This window comes from Petropleomorpha daqingensis, assembly GCF_013408985.1.
GTDB lineage: Bacteria > Actinomycetota > Actinomycetes > Mycobacteriales > Geodermatophilaceae > Petropleomorpha > Petropleomorpha daqingensis.
In genome coordinates this window covers 2,626,601-2,645,621 of sequence record NZ_JACBZT010000001.1, presented here as the reverse complement: position 1 = coordinate 2,645,621, position 19,021 = coordinate 2,626,601, and the positions used below count along the sequence as shown (strand labels likewise).

The 19,021-nt window shown below is 73.8% G+C and carries 17 protein-coding genes and 1 tRNA gene; 7 read left to right on the top strand and 11 right to left on the bottom strand.

Annotated features, from left to right (window positions below; genetic code table 11):
- Positions 1–143 precede the first annotated feature (143 nt).
- A complete protein-coding gene (locus GGQ55_RS12985; RefSeq protein ID WP_179717299.1) occupies positions 144–812 on the top strand; it encodes a phosphatase PAP2 family protein in 669 nt (222 codons plus the stop codon).
- 47 nt (positions 813–859) lie between these two features.
- Here GGQ55_RS12985 and GGQ55_RS12980 read toward each other — a convergent pair whose 3' ends face one another.
- The 4 genes from GGQ55_RS12980 to ilvA form a co-directional block, all read right to left on the bottom strand.
- On the bottom strand, positions 860–2,920 hold the full coding sequence (locus GGQ55_RS12980) for a M3 family metallopeptidase (protein ID WP_179717297.1): 2,061 nt from the start codon (positions 2,918–2,920) through the stop codon (positions 860–862).
- Between the two features lie 129 nt (positions 2,921–3,049).
- The gene (locus GGQ55_RS12975; RefSeq protein WP_179717295.1) at positions 3,050–3,853 is read right to left on the bottom strand and encodes an ABC transporter permease; all 804 of its coding nucleotides are present in this window, start codon (positions 3,851–3,853) and stop codon (positions 3,050–3,052) included.
- Positions 3,850–4,842 (bottom strand): ATP-binding cassette domain-containing protein, encoded by a 993-nt coding sequence (locus GGQ55_RS12970; RefSeq protein ID WP_179717293.1) that lies wholly within the window; start codon positions 4,840–4,842, stop codon positions 3,850–3,852. The genes GGQ55_RS12975 and GGQ55_RS12970 overlap by 4 nt, the downstream gene beginning before the upstream one ends.
- Before the next feature lie 121 nt (positions 4,843–4,963).
- A complete protein-coding gene (gene ilvA, locus GGQ55_RS12965; RefSeq protein ID WP_179717291.1) occupies positions 4,964–6,187 on the bottom strand; it encodes a threonine ammonia-lyase in 1,224 nt (407 codons plus the stop codon).
- Between the two features lie 70 nt (positions 6,188–6,257).
- Here ilvA and GGQ55_RS12960 point away from each other — a divergent pair, with 70 nt between their 5' ends.
- The 5 genes from GGQ55_RS12960 to GGQ55_RS12940 all read left to right on the top strand — a co-directional run bounded on the left by GGQ55_RS12960 (position 6,258) and on the right by GGQ55_RS12940 (position 12,562).
- Positions 6,258–7,697 (top strand): sigma 54-interacting transcriptional regulator, encoded by a 1,440-nt coding sequence (locus GGQ55_RS12960; protein WP_246323806.1) that lies wholly within the window; start codon positions 6,258–6,260, stop codon positions 7,695–7,697.
- 1 nt (position 7,698) lies between these two features.
- On the top strand, positions 7,699–9,684 hold the full coding sequence (locus GGQ55_RS12955) for a vWA domain-containing protein (RefSeq protein WP_179717287.1): 1,986 nt from the start codon (positions 7,699–7,701) through the stop codon (positions 9,682–9,684).
- A gap of 14 nt (positions 9,685–9,698) precedes the next feature.
- Positions 9,699–10,163, top strand: a complete 465-nt coding sequence (locus tag GGQ55_RS12950) for a GNAT family N-acetyltransferase (RefSeq protein ID WP_179717285.1) — start codon at positions 9,699–9,701, stop codon at positions 10,161–10,163.
- 84 nt (positions 10,164–10,247) lie between these two features.
- On the top strand, positions 10,248–11,270 hold the full coding sequence (locus GGQ55_RS12945; RefSeq protein WP_179717283.1) for an SGNH/GDSL hydrolase family protein: 1,023 nt from the start codon (positions 10,248–10,250) through the stop codon (positions 11,268–11,270).
- A gap of 71 nt (positions 11,271–11,341) precedes the next feature.
- Complete coding sequence (locus tag GGQ55_RS12940; protein ID WP_179717281.1) at positions 11,342–12,562, top strand: acetyl-CoA C-acetyltransferase; 1,221 nt, start codon at positions 11,342–11,344, stop codon at positions 12,560–12,562.
- Between the two features lie 163 nt (positions 12,563–12,725).
- Here the strand turns inward: GGQ55_RS12940 and GGQ55_RS12935 are convergent, their stop codons facing one another.
- The 7 genes from GGQ55_RS12935 to eno form a co-directional block, all read right to left on the bottom strand.
- Entirely contained in the window at positions 12,726–13,526 is an 801-nt protein-coding gene (locus GGQ55_RS12935; protein WP_179717279.1) for a Bax inhibitor-1/YccA family protein, read from the bottom strand.
- 187 nt (positions 13,527–13,713) lie between these two features.
- Positions 13,714–13,787, bottom strand: a tRNA-Leu gene (locus GGQ55_RS12930).
- Positions 13,788–13,853: 66 nt separating this feature from the next.
- On the bottom strand, positions 13,854–14,621 hold the full coding sequence (locus GGQ55_RS12925) for a uracil-DNA glycosylase (RefSeq protein WP_179717277.1): 768 nt from the start codon (positions 14,619–14,621) through the stop codon (positions 13,854–13,856).
- 3 nt (positions 14,622–14,624) lie between these two features.
- A complete protein-coding gene (locus GGQ55_RS12920) occupies positions 14,625–15,572 on the bottom strand; it encodes a Ppx/GppA phosphatase family protein (protein WP_179717275.1) in 948 nt (315 codons plus the stop codon).
- Positions 15,569–16,072: a DUF501 domain-containing protein gene (locus GGQ55_RS12915; RefSeq protein WP_179717273.1), complete on the bottom strand. Its 504-nt coding sequence runs from the start codon at positions 16,070–16,072 to the stop codon at positions 15,569–15,571. Before GGQ55_RS12915 ends, GGQ55_RS12920 begins: the two co-directional genes overlap by 4 nt.
- Positions 16,065–16,661 carry an FtsB family cell division protein gene (locus tag GGQ55_RS12910; RefSeq protein ID WP_366489218.1) on the bottom strand — a complete coding sequence of 199 codons (597 nt, stop codon included), beginning with the start codon at positions 16,659–16,661 and terminating at the stop codon, positions 16,065–16,067. The genes GGQ55_RS12915 and GGQ55_RS12910 overlap by 8 nt, the downstream gene beginning before the upstream one ends.
- Positions 16,662–16,671: 10 nt before the next feature.
- The gene (eno, locus tag GGQ55_RS12905; RefSeq protein WP_179717270.1) at positions 16,672–17,958 is read right to left on the bottom strand and encodes a phosphopyruvate hydratase; all 1,287 of its coding nucleotides are present in this window, start codon (positions 17,956–17,958) and stop codon (positions 16,672–16,674) included.
- Between the two features lie 72 nt (positions 17,959–18,030).
- On the opposite strand from eno, the gene GGQ55_RS12900 reads away from it, so the two are divergent.
- Entirely contained in the window at positions 18,031–18,996 is a 966-nt protein-coding gene (locus tag GGQ55_RS12900) for a hypothetical protein (RefSeq protein WP_179717268.1), read from the top strand.
- Positions 18,997–19,021: the final 25 nt, after the last annotated feature.

Sequence of the window (19,021 nt, the reverse complement as noted above, 5' to 3'; positions counted from 1 at the left end):
TGATCAGGTGACCTGATCAAAAACTGTCCTCCCGCGGCAACGTTGGTGCGGGAGGACAGCCGTTGATCAGGGCACCTGATCCAAACTCGGGCGGACGGCGGTTCACAGGTGCGGTCCAGCGGCCGGGCCTACCGTCGCCCCCGATGACCCGTTCCGTCCCGCGGCAGGAGCCGCGCCTCCTGCCGCCGCAGCTCCGCCGCCCCGCCCTCGTGGTGCTCGTGCTCTGCGCCGCGCTGGTCACGGCGCTCGGTGTCCGCTACCACGACGACGCACGGGCGGGCCGGCTCGATGCCCGGGTGTACAGCGAGCTCTCCGACGCCACCGGCGCGTACCACCAGCTGCTCGGCGGGCTGGCGACCGCGGTGCCCGTGCTGGTCACCGCGGTGGCTCTCGTCCTGGCTGCGCTCTGCGCCGCCGCGCGCCGCTGGCGGGCGGCCGCCTTGGCGATCGCCGCCCCGGGCCTCACCACGCTGGTCGTCGAGAGCGCGAAACACGTCGTCGACCGCACCATCCACGGAGGTCTCGCCTATCCGAGCGGGCACACCGCGGGCGCCGCGTCGGTCCTCGTGGTGGCCGGCCTGCTCGTCCTGAGCCGACGCCGCGGGCAGGTGGTGGCCGCGGCGGTCGCCCTGTTCCTCACCGCGCTGGCCGGCGCCGGGGTCGTCGGACTGGTCATGGTGTCGATCCACGCCCACTACGCCACGGACACGGTGGCCGGTTTCGGCACCGCCGTCGTCGTGACGCTCGGCCTCGCGTTCGGTCTCGATGCCCTGCCCTTGCGTGGGCACGTCGCTTCGACGGCCCCGCTGTAGGGGCCCGCGCCGAGCGTGCGAGGCGTGGGGTGCAGCGGGGTCCTTGCTCAGGCGGCGAGACCGCGGCGGCGGAGCAGGGGCGCCGGGTCGGCGTCGCGGCCCCGGACGGCGCGGAAGGCGGCCAGCGGGTCGACCGAACCGCCCCGGGAGAGCAGCCGGTCGCGGAAGGTGTCGCCGTTGGCGCGGCGCAGCCCGCCGTTCTCCTTGAACCACTCGACGGTGTCCGCGTCGAGCACCTCCGACCAGATGTAGCTGTAGTACCCGGCCGCGTAGCCCCCGGCGAAGATGTGCTGGAAGTACGTCGTCCGGTAGCGCGGCAGCACCAGCTCGGAGGCGACGCCGGCCTTCTCCAGCGCGACCCGCTCGAACTCGATCGGGTCGCCGATCTCGGTCTCGGGCGTGATCCGGTGCCAGGCCTGGTCGAGCAGCGTGGCCGAGAGGTACTCCAGGGTCGCGAAGCCCTCGCCCCACAACTTCGCCGCGTCGATCGCCTCGACCACGCTCGACGGCAGCGGCTCGCCGGTCTCCACGTGCCGGGCGTAGTGCGCCAGGACCTCCGGCCACAGCGCCCACATCTCGTTGACCTGGCTCGGGTATTCCACGAAGTCCCGCGGCACGCTGGTGCCGGAGAACCGCGGGTAGGTCACCGCCGAGAACAGCCCGTGCAGCGCGTGCCCGAACTCGTGGAAGAGCGTGTTGACCTCGTCGAGGGTGAGCAGCGTCGGCTGACCGGCGGCGGCCTTGGTGATGTTCAGGTTGTTGAGCACCACCGGCTGCGTGCCGAGCAGCCGGGACTGCGTGACGAAGGAGCTCATCCACGCCCCGCCGCGCTTGCCCTCGCGGGCGAAGTAGTCGCCGAGGTAGAGGCCCACGGGCGCGCCGTCGGCGCCGCTGACCTCCCAGACGCGGACGTCGGGGTGGTAGCCCTCCAGCTCCGGGCGCGGGGTGAACCGGTAGCCGTACAGCAGCTCCGCGGCGTGGAAGACGCCGTCCACCAGCACCCGGTCGAGCTCGAAGTAGGGCCGCAGCGCCCCCGTGTCGACGGCGTAGCGCTCGGCCCGCACCTGCTCGCTGTAGAACGCCCAGTCCCAGGCGGCCAGCTCCACGCCGTCGCGGGCGGCCGCCTCGCGCAGCGCCTCGGCCTCCTTCTCCGCGTTGGCGACCGAGGGCGCGACCATCGAACCGAGCATCGCGTCGATCGCCTCGGTGGTCTTCGCGGTCTGGTCGGCGGCGATCAGGTCGGCGTGCGTGGCGAAGCCGAGCAGCCGCGCCCGCTCGGCGCGCAGCTGCGCCATCCGCGCGGCGACCGGCCGGTTGTCGTGCTCGCCGGAGGACGCCCGCGACACCGACGCCTCGAACACCCGGCGGCGCAGCTCGCGGTTGCGCAGCTTGGCCAGCGCCGGCTGGCCGGTGGGCAGCAGCAGGGTGAGCAGGTAGCCCTCGACGCCCCGCTCGGCGGCGGCCCCCGCGGCGGCGGCGATCTCCTCGTCGTCCAGGCCGTCGAGCTCGGCGGCGTCGGCGACCCGTACCGCGGCGGCCTCGGTGGCCATCTGCAGGTTCTGGCCGAACGTCGTCGCCAGCTCCGACAGCTCCTGGTTCAGCTCGGTCAGCCGTGCCCGGCCGGCCTCGTCGAGCTGCGCACCGGCGAGCACGAAGTCCAGGTGGTAACGCTCGACCAGGCGCACCTGCTCGTCGTCCAGGCCCGACTCGTGCCGCGCGGCGTGGACGGCGTCGATGCGCGCGAACAGCGCCGGGTCCAGGCGGATGGCATCGGCGTGCGCCGCCTCCAGCGGGGCCAGCTCGCGTTCGATCTCCCGCAGCCGCGGGGTGGACACCGACGAGGCGAGGTTGCCGAACACCAGCCCGGCCCGGGACAGCAGCCGCCCGGAGCGCTCGAGCGCGACCACGGTGTTGTCGAAGGTCGGCGGCTCGTCGGAGCCGACGATCGCCGCCACCTCCGCGCGCTGCTCGGCCATGCCGGTCAGCAGCGCCTCGCGGCAGTGCTCGAGGGTGATGCCGGCGAACGGCGGCAGCTCGAACGGCAGCGACGACGGCGCCGCCAGCGGGTTGTCGGCGGACAGGGCGGGGACGGAGTCAGAGGCGCTCATCGGGCTCTACTATCCGCCGCCCTTCCGGGCGGCACCGCGACCAGGTGCCGTCCCCCTCCTGCGTGGAGCCCCGCCACGGCCCGCGTCCGGAACCCTTCGGGCCCCGTCCGCGAGCCGCAAGGGGTCACGTCACCTGCTCGCCGTCCGCTGGTAGAGGCGCACCGACACCGGGACGAACACGATCAGCAGCACCGCGGCCCAGATCAGCGAGTACACGATCGGGTGCTGCAGGGACCAGGCGTCGGAGACCGGCAGCCCCGGCGGGACGTTGCCGAACAGCTGGCGCACCGACGCCACCACCGCCGAGACCGGGTTCCAGTCGGCGATCGCCTTGAGCACCGGCGGGAAGTTGTTGGTCGGCACGAAGGTGTTGGCGATGAACGTCAGCGGGAAGATCACGATGAAGCTGGCGTTGTTCACCACCTCCGGCGTCCGGACCATCAGCCCGACGGTCGCCATCACCCAGCTGAACGCGTAGGCGAACAGCAGGAGCAGGGCGAAGCCCGCGATCGCCTCGCCGACCGAGGAGTGGATCCGCCAGCCGACGATCAGGCCGGTGATCACCATGACGACGATCGAGATCGAGTTCAGGCCGACGTCGGCCGCGGTCCGGCCGACGAGCACCGCCGAGCGGCTCATCGGCAGCGACCGGAAGCGGTCGATCAGCCCCTTCTGGATGTCCTCGGCGATGCTCGCCCCGGTGATCGTCGACCCGAAGATCACGGTCTGGGCCAGGATCCCGGGCAGCAGGAACTCCGCGTAGGAGATGCCGGGGATCGGGATGGCGCTGCCGAACACGTAGACGAACAGCAGCACGAACATGATCGGCGACAGCGTCGCGAAGACGATCAGGTCGGGGACCCGCTTGACCTTGATGAGGTTGCGGCGGGTGACGGTCAGGCCGTCACCGACGGCCTGGGCGAGCGAGGTCATCGGGCACCTCCGGGCGATGCGGGAGCGGGCTCGGGCTCACCGGCCGCTTCCTCGGCGGCGTGGCCGGTCAGGGCGAGGAAGACGTCGTCGAGGTCGGGCCGGCGCAGGCCGACGTCGACGATCTCCTCGGTGCTGCCCTCGAGCAGCCGCAGCGCCTCGGCCAGCGTCTCGGCGCCACCGCGCACGGGCAGGGTCAGCCGGCGGGTCTGCTCGTCGAGCCGCGGCTCGTCGACGCCGAGCGGGCGCAGCCGCTCGGCGAGATCGGGCAGCAGCGCCGCCGTGGTGACGGTGAACTCCAGCCGCTGGCCGCCGACCTGGGCCTTCAGCTCGTCGCCGGTGCCGCGGGCGATGACCTTCCCGTGGTCGATGACCACCATGCGGTCGGCCAGCCGGTCGGCCTCCTCCAGGTACTGCGTGGTGAGCAGGATCGTCGTCCCACCGTCGGCGAGGTCGGCGATGAACTCCCACATCGACTGCCGGCTGCGCGGGTCCAGACCGGTCGTCGGCTCGTCGAGGAAGAGCACGCGGGGCCGGGCGATGAGCGAGGCGGCGATGTCCAGCCGCCGGCGCATGCCGCCGGAGTAGGTCTTGGCCGTGCGGTCGGCCGCGTCGGTGAGGTCGAAGCGCTCCAGCAGCTCGCCGGCCCGCGCCCGCGCCTCGCGCTTGGGCAGCCGGTAGAGCCGCCCGACCATCTCCAGGTTCTCGAAGCCGGTGAGGTACTCGTCGACCGCGGCGTACTGACCGGTCAGGCCGATGGCGGCACGGACGGCGTCGGCGTCGCGGGCGACGTCGAGGCCCACCACCTCCGCCCGGCCCGCGTCGGCGGTCAGCAGCGTGCTGAGGATGCGGACGACGGTGGTCTTGCCCGCCCCGTTCGGGCCGAGCAGGCCGAGGACGCTGCCCTCGGCGACGGCCAGGCTCACGCCGTCCAGTGCTGTCGTGTCGCCGAAACGCTTGACCAGACCTTCGACGACGATCGCGTCGGTCATGGCGTGCACGGTAGGGCCCGGGGGTGACCGAATCCGACCGCTTTTCGCGCTCGGCGGAACATCTGTTCGAATCGCATGCCGGTGCAGACCGCGACCGGCGGCGGAACTCATCGCCGGAGGGTCACTCGGGGGTCGGCGCGAACCCCGCCCGCACGAGCGCGGCGGTCACCTCCGCGGCGTGGTCCGGCCCACGGGTCTCCAGGACGACGAAGACCTCCACCTCGCCGACGTCCAGGCGGGTCGCCGTCCTCTCGTGCTCCACCTCGAGCACGTTGGCGCCGACCGCGGCCAGCTCGGCGAGCACCGCGGCGAGCGAACCGGGGCGGTCGGGCACCCGCAGCCGCAGCGACAGGTACCGCCCGGCGGCGGCCATGCCGTGCTGCACGACCTTGAGCAGCAGCACCGGGTCGATGTTGCCGCCGGAGATCACCGCGGTCACCGGCGGCGCGAACGACGCCGGATCGGCCAGGACGGCGGCCACGGCGGCCACCCCGGCGGGCTCGACGACCATCTTCGCCCGCTCCAGGCAGAACAGCAGCGCCCGGGAGAGGTCCTCCTCGCTCACCGTGCGCATCTCGTCGACCAGCTCGCTCACGTGCGCGAACGTCAGGTCGCCGGGCGCCGGGACGGCGATGCCGTCGGCCATCGTCGCCATCGCGGGCAGCGGCACCGGCCGGCCGGCCGCGAGCGAGCCGGGGAACGCCGCGGCGCCCTCCGCCTGCACCGCGACGATCCGCACGTCGGGACGGCGGCTCTTCACCGCGACCGCGATCCCCGACAGCAGCCCCCCGCCGCCGGCGGAGACGACCACCGTCTTCACGTCCGGGCACTGGTCGAGGATCTCCAGCCCGACGGTCCCCTGGCCGGCGATGACGTCGCGGTGCTCGAAGGGGTGGATGAAGACCGCGCCGGTCCGCTCGGCGTGCTCCGCGGCGAGGACCAGGGGCTCGGCCAGCGACTGGCCGCCCAGGTGGATCTCCGCGCCGTAGGCCTTGGTCGCGGCGACCTTCGGCAGCGGCGCCGTCTCGGGCATGAACACGGTGGCCTTCGCGCCGAGCAGTCGCGCGGCGAGCGCCACGCCCTGGGCGTGGTTGCCGGCGCTGGCCGCGACGACGCCCCGCGCCCGCTCGGCGTCGCTCAGCCGGGAGATCCGCGTGTACGCCCCGCGGATCTTGAACGAGCCGGTGTGCTGCAGGTTCTCGCACTTCAGCCAGACCGGGCCGCCGACGCGTTCGGCGAGGGCGCGGGAGTGCTCGAGAGGGGTGCGACGGACGATGCCGTCGAGCAGGGCGGCCGCGGCCTCGACGTCCGCGCCGGTGACCAAGGGGACGTCGTCAGCGGGCACGGCGCGATCCTCGCAGGCGGCGACGTCGGACCGGTGACCGGAGCCACCTCCGCGTCGTACCGTGGCGGGGGTGACGGACCCCCGCACCGCCCCCGCACCCACGACTCTCGGCGAGCTCCGCGACAGCGGCGCCGTCTACCGCACCGTCAAGGCCGAGCTGCGCGCCAACCTCCTCGCCCGCCTCGCCGCCGGCGAGGACACCCTGCCCGGCATCGTCGGGTTCGAGGACACCGTCGTCCCCGAGGTCGAGCGCGCGCTCATCGCCGGCCACGACCTGGTCCTGCTCGGCGAGCGCGGCCAGGGCAAGACCCGGCTGATCCGCACGCTGATCGGCCTGCTCGACGAGTGGACGCCCGTGCTGCTCGGCAGCGAGCTCAACGAGCACCCGCTGCACCCGGTCTCGGTGTGGGCGCACCGGCAGCTCACCGAGCACGGCGACGCGACGCCGGTGGGCTGGCTGCACCGCAGCGACCGGTTCGGCGAGAAGCTGGCCACCCCCGACACGAGCGTCGGCGACCTGATCGGCGACGTCGACCCGATCAAGGTGGCCGAGGGCCGCACCCTCGGCGACCCCGAGACCGTGCACTACGGCCTCGTGCCGCGGACCAACCGCGGCATCTTCAGCGTCAACGAGCTGCCCGACCTCGCCGAGCGGATCCAGGTCGCGCTGCTCAACGTGCTCGAGGAGCGCGACATCCAGATCCGCGGCTACCGCGTGCGGCTGCCGCTGGACCTGCTGCTGGTCGCCAGCGCCAACCCCGAGGACTACACCAACCGCGGGCGGATCATCACCCCGCTCAAGGACCGCTTCGGCGCCGAGGTGCGCACCCACTACCCGATCGAGCTGGCCGACGAGATCCGGCTGCTGCACCAGGAAGCCCTGGTCGCGTGGGGGACGACGCAGCTCGACACCCCGCTGATCCCCGAGCACCTCGCCGAGATCGTCGCCCGCTTCGCCCGCCTGGTCCGCGAGTCCAGCCACGTCGACCAGCGCTCCGGCGTCAGCGCCCGGTTCGCCATCGCCGGACTGGAGACCATCGCCGCCTCCGCCGTCCGCCGGGCCGCGATCTCGGGCGAGACCCGGCCCGTCGCCCGCGTGGTGGACCTGCCGGCGATCGTCCCGGCCAGCCGCGGCAAGGTGGAGTTCGCCGACGCCGGCTCCGACCCGGACGACGAGCGGGAGCTGGAGATCCTCGAGCACCTGCTCCGGCAGGCGACGGCGCAGACCTTCCGCGCCCGGTGCGCCGGCCTGGACCTCACCGGGCTGCAGGAGCACTTCACCGGCGGCGACACGGTCGAGTCCGGCGAGCTGGTGCCGGCGGCCGCGCTGCTCGGTCAGCTCGGCACCATCCCGCGGCTGGCCGAGCTGCTCGGCCGGCTCGGCGTCCCCGAGGGAGAGCAGTCGGCGGAGCAGGCCGCGGCGGCGGTGGAGTTCGCCCTCGAGGGCCTCTACCTCACCCGCCGGCTGGCCAAGGACACCGACGGAACGCGCACGATCTACGGAGCCTGACATGGTCCAGCGACGCAGCCGCGGCTACCGGTACGGCCGCTGGCACGGCGGTCCCGACCCGCTCGCACCCCCCTACGACCTCGGCGACGCCGTCGACGAGATCGGCGACTCGGTGCTGGCCGGCAGCGGCGTCCGGGAGGCGCTGCGCGAGCTGATGCGCCGCGGCATGCAGGGCCGCCGCGGCCTGGACGAGCTGCGGCGCAGCGTGCGCGACCGGCTCCGACAGGCGCGCAACGCCGGCCGGATGGACGGAACCCTGCAGGAGGTCCGCGAGCTCCTGGACAAGGCGCTGACCGCCGAGCGGCGGGAGCTGTTCCCCGATCCCGACGACAGCGCCCGGCTGGCCGAGGCCGAGCTCGACGCGCTGCCCGAGGACACCGCGGGCGCCGTCCGGGGGCTCAAGGACTACTCGTGGCGCTCGGACGAGGCGCGCCAGGCCTACGAGCAGATCCAGGACCTGCTGCGCCGCGAGGTGCTCGACAGCTCGTTCGCCTCGATGAAGAACGCGCTGGAGAACGCGACGCCGGAGGACCTGCAGGCGGTCAAGGACATGGTCGCCGACCTGTCCAACCTGCTCGACGCGCACAACCGCGGCGAGGACACCGACGAGCAGTTCCGCGACTTCATGGACAAGCACGGCCAGTTCTTCCCGGAGAACCCGGAGAACATCGACGAGCTGATCGACCAGCTCGCCCGCCGCGCCGCCGCCCAGGAACGGATGATGGCCGGGATGTCGCCCGAGCAGCGGGCGGAACTGGCCGACCTGATGGCCCAGACCATGCAGGACATGGGCCTGGCCAGCGAGATGGCGCACCTGCAGGACGCGCTGCGGCAGGCCCGGCCCGACCTGCCGTGGGGGCAGCGCGGCCAGGTGCCCGACGGCTCCCAGCCCCTGGGCATGGGCGATGCCACCACCGCGGTGGCCGAGCTGGCCGACCTCGAGGCGCTGTCCAACCAGCTCTCGCAGGGCTACGCCGGCGCCTCGCTGGCCGACGTCGACGAGGAGCTGCTCGAGCGCGCACTCGGCCGGCCGGCCGTCGACGACCTCGCCGCGCTGCGGCAGATGGAGCGCGAGCTCGAGCGGCAGGGCTACCTCAACCGCTCCGACGGCAAGCTGGAGCTCTCCCCGAAGGCGGTGCGCCGGCTGGGCGCCACGGCGCTGCGCCGGGTGTTCGCCAAGCTCACCGCGACCGGGCGGGGCGAGCACGACGTCGCCGACGCCGGTGCTGCCGGCGAGCTCACCGGCAGCTCGCGGGAGTGGCGCTTCGGCGACGAGCAGCCGCTGGACGTCGTCCGGACGGTGAAGAACGCCGTCCTGCGCACCGCTGCCGAACCCCGCGCCGAGGGCGAGCGCACGGTCAAGATCGCCGTCGACGACTTCGAGGTGGTCGAGACCGAGCGGCGCACCGGCGCCGCGGTCGCGCTGCTGGTCGACCTCTCCTACTCGATGGCGCTGCGCGGCACCTGGGGCGCGGCGAAGTCGACGGCGATGGCCCTGCACTCGCTGGTGACCACCCGCTTCCCGCAGGACGCCATCCAGATCATCGGGTTCTCCTCCACCGCGCAGGTGCTGCGGCCGGAGACCCTCGCCGAGCTGTCGGTGGACACGCTGCAGGGCACCAACCTGCAGCACGGGCTGATGCTGGCCCGGCGGTTCCTGTCCCACCACCGCGATGCCGAGCCGGTGGTGCTCATCGTCACCGACGGCGAGCCGACCGCCCACCTCGAGGACGACGGGACGCCGTTCTTCTGCTGGCCGCCGATGCCCGAGACGATCGCGCGCACCGTGGCCGAGGTCGAGCGGGTGGCCCGCACCGGGGCCACGGTCAACGTGTTCGCCCTCGACCCCGATCCCGGGCTGGTGCACTTCGTGCACGACATGACCCAGCGGGCCGGCGGCCGGGTGTTCCAGCCCGACGCCGACCGGCTGGGCGAGTACGTGGTGGCCGACTACCTGAGGACCCGGCGGGGACGCCGAGCCCGCTAGAGGACACTGGGGACGTGAGTTCCGACGCCCTGACCGGCACCATCACCATCGAGCAGGTCGACGCGGCGGCCACGTACCCGCTGCGCGCGCAGGAGCTCCGCCAGGGCCGTCCCGTGGAGATCGAGGAGGACGACGCCCCGTACACGCTGCACCTGGCGGCGCGGATCGACGGCGGCGAGATCGTCGGCGTCGTCCGGTTTCATCCCCGGGACTGCCCGTGGCGGGACACCGAGGGGTCCTGGCAGCTGCGCGGGATGGCCACCGATCCACGGGTGCGGGGGCTCGGCGCCGGCCGGGCGCTCGTCGCGGAGGGCCTGACGCGGCTCTCGGCCCGCGGTGCGCAGCTGGTGTGGTGCGACGCCCGCAAGCCGGCGGTCGGGTTCTACGAGAGGTGCGGCTTCGCGATCGTCACCGAGGAGTACGACCTGCGGCCGGTGGGGGCGCACCGCGGGATGATCATCGAGCTGCCGATCCGGTAGCCGTCCCCCGTCCGGGGCAGGTCAGGGTTCCAGGGGCCTGCCTGCGGATAACCTGCGAAGAAGGAACGCGAGGACGGAGGCGGCGTGACGCGGGCGAGCACAGCGCGGCGGCTGGCGACGGGGGCCGCGTACGGCAGCGGGGGTCTCACCCTGGCCGGCGCGGGGCTCGTCGCCCTGCTGCGCGAGCAGGCCCGGGCAGCCCGCCGCAAGGTCGAGGCCCGGACCGCCAAGGACGACCCGCCGTCCGGAGACGGGATCTACGGCCGCGGCCGGGGCAAGCCGATCGTCTTCGCCGTCCTGGGTGATTCCAGCGCGGTCGGGCTCGGTGTCGAGCGCGCCTCCGAGACGCCCGGTGTGCTGATCGCCGCCGCGCTGGCCGAGCTCGCCGAGCGGCCGGTGCGCCTGGTGCGGCTGGCCGTCTCCGGCGCGGTCTCGGCCGAGCTGCACGACCAGGTGGACAAGGCGCTCATGGAGCAGCCCGACGTCGCCGTGATCATGATCGGCGCCAACGACGTCACCACCCGGACCCGGCCGTCGGTCGCGGTGCGGCAGCTCTCCGACGCGGTGACCCGGCTGGTCGAGTCCGGGTGCGAGGTCGTCGTCGGCACCTGCCCCGACCTCGGCACGATCCGCCCGATCGGTGTCCCGCTGCGGCTGCTCGCGCGCCGGTGGAGCCGTCAGATGGCGGCCGCGCAGACGATCGCCGTCGTCGCCGCCGGCGGGCGCACCGTGTCGCTGGGCGACGTCCTCGGCCCGACGTTCGCCTCCGACCGCTCGATGTTCAGCGTCGACGAGTTCCACCCGAGCGCGGCCGGGTACGCCGCGGCCGCGGCGGTGCTGCTGCGTTCGGTCGCCGACGCCATCGACGTCTGGCCGGCCGCCGCCGACCGTGGGCGGCTCGGGATGCGCCGCGACAGCGTCCGCCCGGTCGCGCAGGCCGCGGCGCGGGCGGCCAGCCGCCCCGGCACGGAGGTGCAGCCCACCGAGGTCCGTGGCTCCGAGACCGGCCCACGCGGCCCGTGGGCGCTGCTGCGCCGCCGTCGGCCGTCGGAGCTGCCCACCCCCGAAGAGGCCGAGCGGGCCGCCGAGGCACCCATCGCCGGCTGACTACTGCGGAGTAGTTTCGGGCGGGTAGGAACCGCTCCAGCGTCGGAGCCCGCACCCCTCGGAGGACCCTCGTGCCCGAAGCAGTCATCGTCGCGACCGCGCGCTCCCCGATCGGGCGTGCGTTCAAGGGGTCGCTGAAGGACCTGCGGCCCGACGACCTCGCCACCACCATCGTGCGGGCGGCCCTGGACAAGGTGCCCGCGCTCGACCCGGCCGACATCGACGACCTCATGCTCGGCTGCGGCCTGCCCGGCGGCGAGCAGGGTTACAACATGGGCCGCGTGGTGAGCGTCCTCCTCGGCTACGACCACCTGCCCGGGACGACGATCACCCGCTACTGCTCCTCGTCGCTGCAGACCACGCGGATGGCGATGCACGCGATCAAGGCCGGCGAGGGCGACGTCTTCATCTCCGCGGGCGTGGAGATGGTGTCCCGCTTCGTGAAGGGCAACTCCGACTCGCTGCCCGACACCCACAACCCCGCGTTCGCCGACGCGCAGGGCCGGGTGGCCAAGGTCGCCGAGAGCGGCGCCGACAGCTGGCGCGACCCGCGTCAGGACGGCGAGGTGCCCGACATCTACATCGCGATGGGGCAGACCGCGGAGAACCTGGCGCTGCTCAAGGACGTCAGCCGGCAGGAGATGGACGAGTTCGCCGTCCGCAGCCAGAACCTCGCCGAGGAGGCCATCAACAACGGCTTCTGGGAGCGGGAGATCACCCCGGTCACGCTGCCCGACGGCACCGTCGTCTCCAAGGACGACGGCCCGCGCGCCGGGACGACGCTGGAGGGCATCTCCGGTCTCAAGCCGGTGTTCCGCCCCGACGGCCGGGTCACCGCCGGCAACGCCTGCCCGCTCAACGACGGTGCCGCCGCGGTGATCGTCATGAGCGACACGAAGGCCCGCGAGCTCGGTCTCACGCCGCTGGCCCGGATCGTCAGCACCGCGGTCACCGGCCTGTCGCCGGAGATCATGGGCTACGGCCCGGTGGACGCGTCCAACCTCGCGCTCAAGCGGGCCGGGATGACGATCGACGACATCGACCTGGTCGAGATCAACGAGGCGTTCGCCGCGCAGGTCATCCCGAGCTACCGCGACCTGGGCATCGACATCGACAAGCTGAACGTGCACGGCGGCGCGATCGCCGTCGGCCACCCGTTCGGCATGACCGGCGCCCGCATCACCGGCACGCTCATCAACGGTCTGCAGACCAAGGACAAGACCTTCGGCCTGGAGACGATGTGCGTCGGCGGTGGCCAGGGCATGGCGATGGTGCTCGAGCGCCTGAGCTGATGTCCCGAGCCGCTCTCGCGGTTTTCCTGCAGCTCTTGCGGTCCTGCAGAACCGCAAGAGCTGCAGGAGAGCCGCGAGAATGAGCCGCCGAGGCGAGGCTCTCCGAAGACGACGGTGGCCCGGCCCCCTCAGGGGACCGGGCCACCGGTGCGTCTGGCTCAGGCTAGTTGCGCAGGTAGCTGAGCAGCCGCAGGATCTCCAGGTACAGCCAGACGACGGTGACCAGCAGGCCGAAGGCGATGTACCACGCGAACTTCGCCGGGGCGCCGCGGCGGATCGCCTCGTCGGCCATGTCGAAGTCGAGCAGCAGCGACAGCGCGCCGACGCCGATCACGACCAGGCTGAAGATGATCGCGATGGGGCCGCCATCACGCAGGCCCAGACCGCCCGGGGTGATGAACGAGGCGATCAGGTTGACCAGCACCAGGACGAGGACGCCGACCAGCGCGCCGATCATCCAGCGGGTGAACTTCGGGGTCACGCGGATCGCGCCGGTCTTGTAGACCACCAGCATGCCGGCGAAGACGCCGAGCGTGCCGATCACGGCCTGGATCACGATCCCGGGCCAGCGCATGTCGAAGGCCTCGCTGATCGCACCGAGGAACACGCCCTCGACGGCGGCGTAGGCCAGCGTCGCCGCCGGGTTGGAGATCATCTTGAACGCGATCACCAGGCCGAGCACCAGGCCGACCAGGACCGCCGGGAGGGCGAGCGCCCAGCCGGTCGTCCCCGGGAGCGCCCAGACCGCCGCGGCCGCGACGACGGTGACCAGGAAGGTGAGCCCGGTCTTGGTGACGACGTCGTCCATCGTCAGGTAGCGGGTGGTGGACCGCGCGTAGGGCGACGGCGCGGCATACGGGTCGTGCGGCGCCGGCGGGGCGTAGGTGGAGCCCGCGGCGCCGAACTGCCCGCTCCGCGTGGCGCTCTGGAAGCCGCGCCCGAAAGCGGGGTTGCTGCTGGGCATGTCATCTCCTCGAGGTGACCGGTGGGTCCGTGCGTCCACGGTGCTGGACAGCACTCGGTCAGGTCAACGCCCCGCGCGGTGCGGACGTTCCTGAAAACCCCAGTTGACCCCGCAGAGTGAACTCCTGACCCACAACTGGTTGGGCAGGCCATCCAACCGCCGCTGGATCGCCGCGACGGGCGGGGAGTACCCCCGGTCGGGCTCGAACCGACACTGGGACCCTTTTAAGGGGCCTGCCTCTGCCAATTGGGCTACGGGGGCGGGATCGGACAGCACGGTAACCCGCCCGGCCGCGTCGTCCGCCGCCCGGCGGTGCGGCCCGGACGGCTACGTGGTCGCCTGAGCGAGCTCCTTCGCCCGGGACAGGACGGCGTCGAGCATCGGCTCGGTGAGCTTGCCGGTGAAGGTGTTCTGCTGGCTGACGTGGTAGCTGCCCAGCAGGGTCAGCGGGCCGCGCGGACCGGCCAGCTCCACCTCCACGCCGTGACCGAACGCCGGGCGCGGCCGGGGCAGCGCGTAGCCGGCTGCGGCGAGCACCGGCCACAGCGCCGTCCACCCGAACCCACCGAGGACGACGACCACCCGCAACCGCGGCAGCAGCGCGAGCTCGCGGGCCAGCCAGGGGTTGCAGGTGTCGCGCTCCTCGGGCGTGGGAGCGTTGGCGGGCGGGGCGCAGCGCACCGCGGCCGCCACCCGGACGTCGGTGAGCTCGAGCCCGTCGCCCACGTGCGTGGACGTCGGCTGGTTGGCCAGGCCGGCCCGCCACAGCGCGGCGAAGATCGAGTCGCCGCTGCGGTCGCCGGTGAACACCCGCCCGGTGCGGTTGCCGCCGTGCGCCGCAGGGGCCAGGCCGACGACGGCGATCCGCGAGTCGTCCGGCCCGAGCCCAGGGACCGGGCGGCCCCAGTAGTCCCAGTCGCGGAACGAGGCGCGCTTGACCCGCGCCACCTCCTCGCGCCAGGCGACCAGCCGCGGGCAGGCGTAGCAGCCGGAGATGCGGGCGTCGAGCACCGACAGCGTGCGCGCGCCGGCCGCGGAGCGCACCACCCCGGCGGCAGACCGGGTGACCGGGAAACCGGCCTCGTCGACCGCCACCGGTCAGCGGGCCAGACGCAGGGCGATGCCGTCGAGGATGTCGTGCTCGCTGACGACGACCTCGTCGAGGTCGAAGGCATCCATGATCACGCGGAGCACGAGCGATCCGGCGCCGATCACGTCGACCCGGCCCGGGTGCATCACCGGCAGGGCCGCCCGGCGCTCGCGGGTGGCGGTGAGCAGCCCGGCGGTGACCGACCGGACGCCGCCGACCGGGATGCGGGAGCCGTGGATCGCCACCGGGTCGTACTCCGGCAGCTTCAGCGCGAGGGCCGCGACGGTGGTCACCGAGCCGGCCAGCCCGACCAGCGACGCCGCCTCGGCGACGGGCACCTGGTCGGCGACCACGGCGAGCGCGGCGCGGATGTCGGCCTCGGTCCGCTGGATCTCGTCGGCGGACGGCGGATCGCCGTGCAGGTGCCGCTCGGTCAGCCGCACGCAGCCGATGTCGACCGAGACCGCGGCGCGCACGCCCGAGGCGTCCCCGAGCACGAACTCCGTCGACCCGCCGCCGATGTCCACGACCAGGAACGGCGGCCGCGGCGCCGGGTTGCCGTGCGCCTGCGCGGCGGCGTCCAGGGAGGCGGTCGCGCCGAGGAAGGACAGCTCGGCCTCTTCCCGCCCCGGGACGACGTCCGGCTTCTGGCCGAGGGTCGCGACCACCATCTGCTCGAAGTCCTCGCGGTTCGCCGCGTCCCGGGTGGCGCTGGTGGCGACCATCCGGACGGCGGTGGCGCCCAGCTCCCGGCACGTCTCGGCGTACTCGGCGAGCACGCGGCGGGTGCGCTCGATCGCCTCCGGTGCCAGCCGGCCCGTGGCGTCGACGCCCTGACCGAGCCGGACGATCTCCATCCGGCGGACCAGGTCGGTGTGCGGACCCTCGTCGGGCACGTCGGCGACCAGCAGGCGGATCGAGTTCGTGCCGCAGTCGATCGCGGCGACCCGGCTCATGCGCCCTCCTCCTGGGCGCAGGGGCCGGCGGCCCACCACTCCCCCATCCCCTCGACCGCCCGGTCGCCGATCGGGTTCACACCCGGACCGGCAGCCAGGGCGTGCCCGGCGAGGGCGTGCAGGCACTTCACCCGGTCGGGCATCCCACCGGCGGTGGTGCGGGTGGGCAGCACCTCGCGGGCGTCGCGCTCGGCGAGGTAGCTCTCGTGGGCGTGCTGGTAGCCCGCGGCGAGCTCCGGATCGGTGGCCAGCTCGGCCTGCCACTCCTTCATCCGGCCGGCCGCTTCGAGCCGGCTGGCGGCCGCCGCGGCGCGCGGGCAGGTCAGGTAGTACAGCGTCGGGAACGGGGTGCCGTCCTCCAGCCGCGGCGCGGTCTCCACCACGTCCGGCTGGCCGCAGGGGCAGCGGTGCGCGACGTTGACCAGCGCCCGTGGGGGGCGACCGAGCTGGCGGGCGATGATCTCCCGCTCCTCGGGGGTGACGGGGGTCCGTTCAGCCACCGGACCCCGCCGGGTCGCCGTCGGCCGTGGAGAGCGAGTCCATGAGGCCCTCGTACCACGGCGGGCGGTCGGCCGAACCGCCCGCGTCGCTGGGCAGCGTGCCGGCGTCCCCCGCCACCGTCCGGCCGTCGACCACCACGACGAGCCGGTCGCCCGGGAGCACGTAGGTGAGCCGCTCCCGGGCCTGGCGGGCGGTGTAGGCGGGGTCGGCCTGACGGTCCAGCTGGTCCTGCAGCGCCTGGGCCCGCTGCTCGAGGCGGGTGCGCTCGGCGGCCAGCTGCACCAGCTGGGTGCGACCGGCGAGGTACTGGCGCACCGGGCCGGCCAGGGTCAGCGCGAGCAGCAGCACCAGCGCGCCGAGCAGCACCGCCCGGCCGGTGAACAGCGGGCGTCGCCGGGTGCCGGTCGTGCGGCCCGGACGGCGCACCGAGCGCCGCTGCCCCGGCCGCCGCGGCGCGGTCGAGCGCACGCCGGTGCGCACCGGCCCGGTGTGCACCGGACCGGCGGCGCGGGCGACCGTCCGGGCGCCGGTGCGCCGACCGGGCTGGCGGGAGGACGACGTCCCCCGCCGGCCCCGGACGCTGCTCACCCGGTGGACCTCAGGCGTCCTGGTCGGTGAGGCGCGGGAAGGCGGCGGCGCCGGCGTAGCGCGCGGCGTCATCGAGCTCCTCCTCGATCCGGAGCAGCTGGTTGTACTTGGCCACGCGCTCGCTGCGCGCCGGGGCACCGGTCTTGATCTGCCCGCAGTCGGTGGCGACGGCGAGGTCGGCGATCGTGGTGTCCTCGGTCTCGCCGGAGCGGTGGCTCATCATGCAGCGGTAGCCGCTGCGGTGAGCCAGGTTCACCGCGTCGAGGGTCTCGGTCAGCGTGCCGATCTGGTTGACCTTGACCAGCAGCGCGTTGGCCGCGCCCTGGGCGATCCCGTCGGCCAGCCGGGCGGGGTTGGTGACGAACAGGTCGTCGCCGACGATCTGCACGCGGTCGCCGAGGGCGTCGGTCAGCGCGACCCAGCCCTCCCAGTCCTCCTCGGACAGCGGGTCCTCGATCGAGACGATCGGGTAGGCGTCGACGAGCCCGCGGTAGTACTCGGTGAGGTCACCGGCGGTCAGGTTCTTGCCCTCGAACGCGTAGCCCTGGTCGCCGTGGAACTCCGTCGCGGCGACGTCGAGGGCGAATGCGATGTCCGTGCCGAGGGAGAACCCGGCCTGCTCCACCGCGCGGGCGATGAGGTCCAGCGCCGCCCGGTTGCTCGACAGGTTGGGCGCGAAGCCGCCCTCGTCGCCGAGACCGGTCGCCAGGCCGTCCTTCTTCAGCACCGACTTCAGCGCGTGGTAGGTCTCCGCGCCCATGGCCAGCGCCTCGGCGAAGGTCGCCGCGCCGATGGGGGCGACCATGAACTCCTGCACGTCGACGTTGCTGTCGGCGTGGGCGCCACCGTTGAGGATGTTCATCATCGGCACCGGCAGCAGGTGCGCCGACGGGCCGCCGACGTAGCGGAACAGCGGCAGGCCGGCGGAGTCGGCGGCTGCCCGGGCGACCGCGAGGCTGACGCCGAGCAGCGCGTTGGCGCCCAGACGCTCCTTGTTCGGGGTGCCGTCGAGGTCGAGCAGCCGCTGGTCGATCAGCCGCTGCTCGCTGGCGTCGTAGCCGACCAGCTCGGGGCCGATCACGTCGAGCACGTTGTCGACGGCCTTGGTCACGCCCTTGCCGCCGTAGCGGTCGCCGCCGTCGCGCAGCTCCACGGCCTCGAAGGCGCCGGTCGAGGCGCCGCTGGGGACCGCCGCGCGGGCGATCGTCCCGTCGTCGAGGGCGACCTCGACCTCCACGGTGGGGTTTCCGCGCGAGTCGAGGATCTCCCGCGCGCCTACGGCGTCGATGCTGGCCACGAGGGGCAGCCTATCGAGGACGACGACCGCGACCGCGCTGCCCGCCCCGTGCAACCTGCGACGATCTAGGCGATGACTCCTCCCGCCGCGCTCCGGCCGCACCGCCGCGCCGCCGCCCAGCTGCTGCTCGGCTACCTGCCGCTGCTCACGGCGGGCATCGTGCTGCTCGCCGTCCTGGCCGTGCGCCTGTCGACCGAGCGCGAGCCGCTCGAGGCGGCGACCGCCACCGCGACCGCGACCGTCGTCTCCTCGAACGAGGCGCCCGACGGGCGCGGGGTGTCGGTGACCCTGCCCGGCGAGGACGGCGCCGTGCGCGCCGGCGTGATCGTGCTGCGGGACCCGCAGGACATCCCGAAGGACGCGAAGATCGCCGTGCAGTACGACCCGTCCTCCCCCGCGGAGCGCACGGCGGTCTACGCCGACGGCGACGCGGCGCACCGGGCGGTCGAGGACCTCCTGTTCGGGCTGTTCGCCACGCTCGTCATCCTGCTGGTCGTCTCCGTGGTGACCGGCCTGCGCGTGCTGCGGCTGCGCCGGCTGCGGCGGGCCGCGCCGTCCGCGGCGACCGGCAGCCGCGTGGTGGTCCGGCAGGGTCTGGTCGTGCGCAGCTGGCTGGAGCTGGTCACCGCGCGCGGGGAGCGCTGGGTGCCGGTGCACTGGTCGCCCGAGCTGGCCGCGCTGGAGCCAGACTCGTCGCTGGAGCTCCGCGGGGACGTCGGCCGCCGCTGGGTGCTGCCGGTCGTCGACGGCGCCGAGCTCTGGCCGTCGGGCCGGCTGCGCAGCCGCCCGCCCCGCGGGGAGCGGTCCGTCGTCGTCCCGGAGGACGCGCCGGACCGCCCGCCGAGCTGGGCCCGGCAGGTGCGCAGCGACCTCGTCGTCGTCTTCGCCGCACCGGTGCTCGGGCTGCTCTGGGCCTACCTCGACGGCAGCGGGGTGGCCGGCTTCCTCGGCGCCACGGTGCTGTCGGCCGGGGTGCTCTTCTGGCTCACCCAGCTGCTCGGCTCCGACCCGCTGCCGCCACCCCGCCGCCGGGACTGAGGTTTCGCGCGCTCAACCGCGCGCG

Excerpts from the sequence above, each read along its gene's own strand:
- GGQ55_RS12985 (WP_179717299.1), top strand. The coding sequence starts at position 144 with ATGACCCGTTCCGTCCCGCGGCAGGAGCCGCGCCTCCTGCCGCCGCAG.
- GGQ55_RS12980 (WP_179717297.1), bottom strand. The coding sequence starts at position 2,920 with ATGAGCGCCTCTGACTCCGTCCCCGCCCTGTCCGCCGACAACCCGCTG.
- GGQ55_RS12975 (WP_179717295.1), bottom strand. The coding sequence starts at position 3,853 with ATGACCTCGCTCGCCCAGGCCGTCGGTGACGGCCTGACCGTCACCCGC.
- GGQ55_RS12970 (WP_179717293.1), bottom strand. The coding sequence starts at position 4,842 with ATGACCGACGCGATCGTCGTCGAAGGTCTGGTCAAGCGTTTCGGCGAC.
- GGQ55_RS12955 (WP_179717287.1), top strand. The coding sequence starts at position 7,699 with ATGGTCCAGCGACGCAGCCGCGGCTACCGGTACGGCCGCTGGCACGGC.
- GGQ55_RS12935 (WP_179717279.1), bottom strand. The coding sequence starts at position 13,526 with ATGCCCAGCAGCAACCCCGCTTTCGGGCGCGGCTTCCAGAGCGCCACG.
- GGQ55_RS12920 (WP_179717275.1), bottom strand. The coding sequence starts at position 15,572 with ATGAGCCGGGTCGCCGCGATCGACTGCGGCACGAACTCGATCCGCCTG.
- GGQ55_RS12900 (WP_179717268.1), top strand. The coding sequence starts at position 18,031 with ATGACTCCTCCCGCCGCGCTCCGGCCGCACCGCCGCGCCGCCGCCCAG.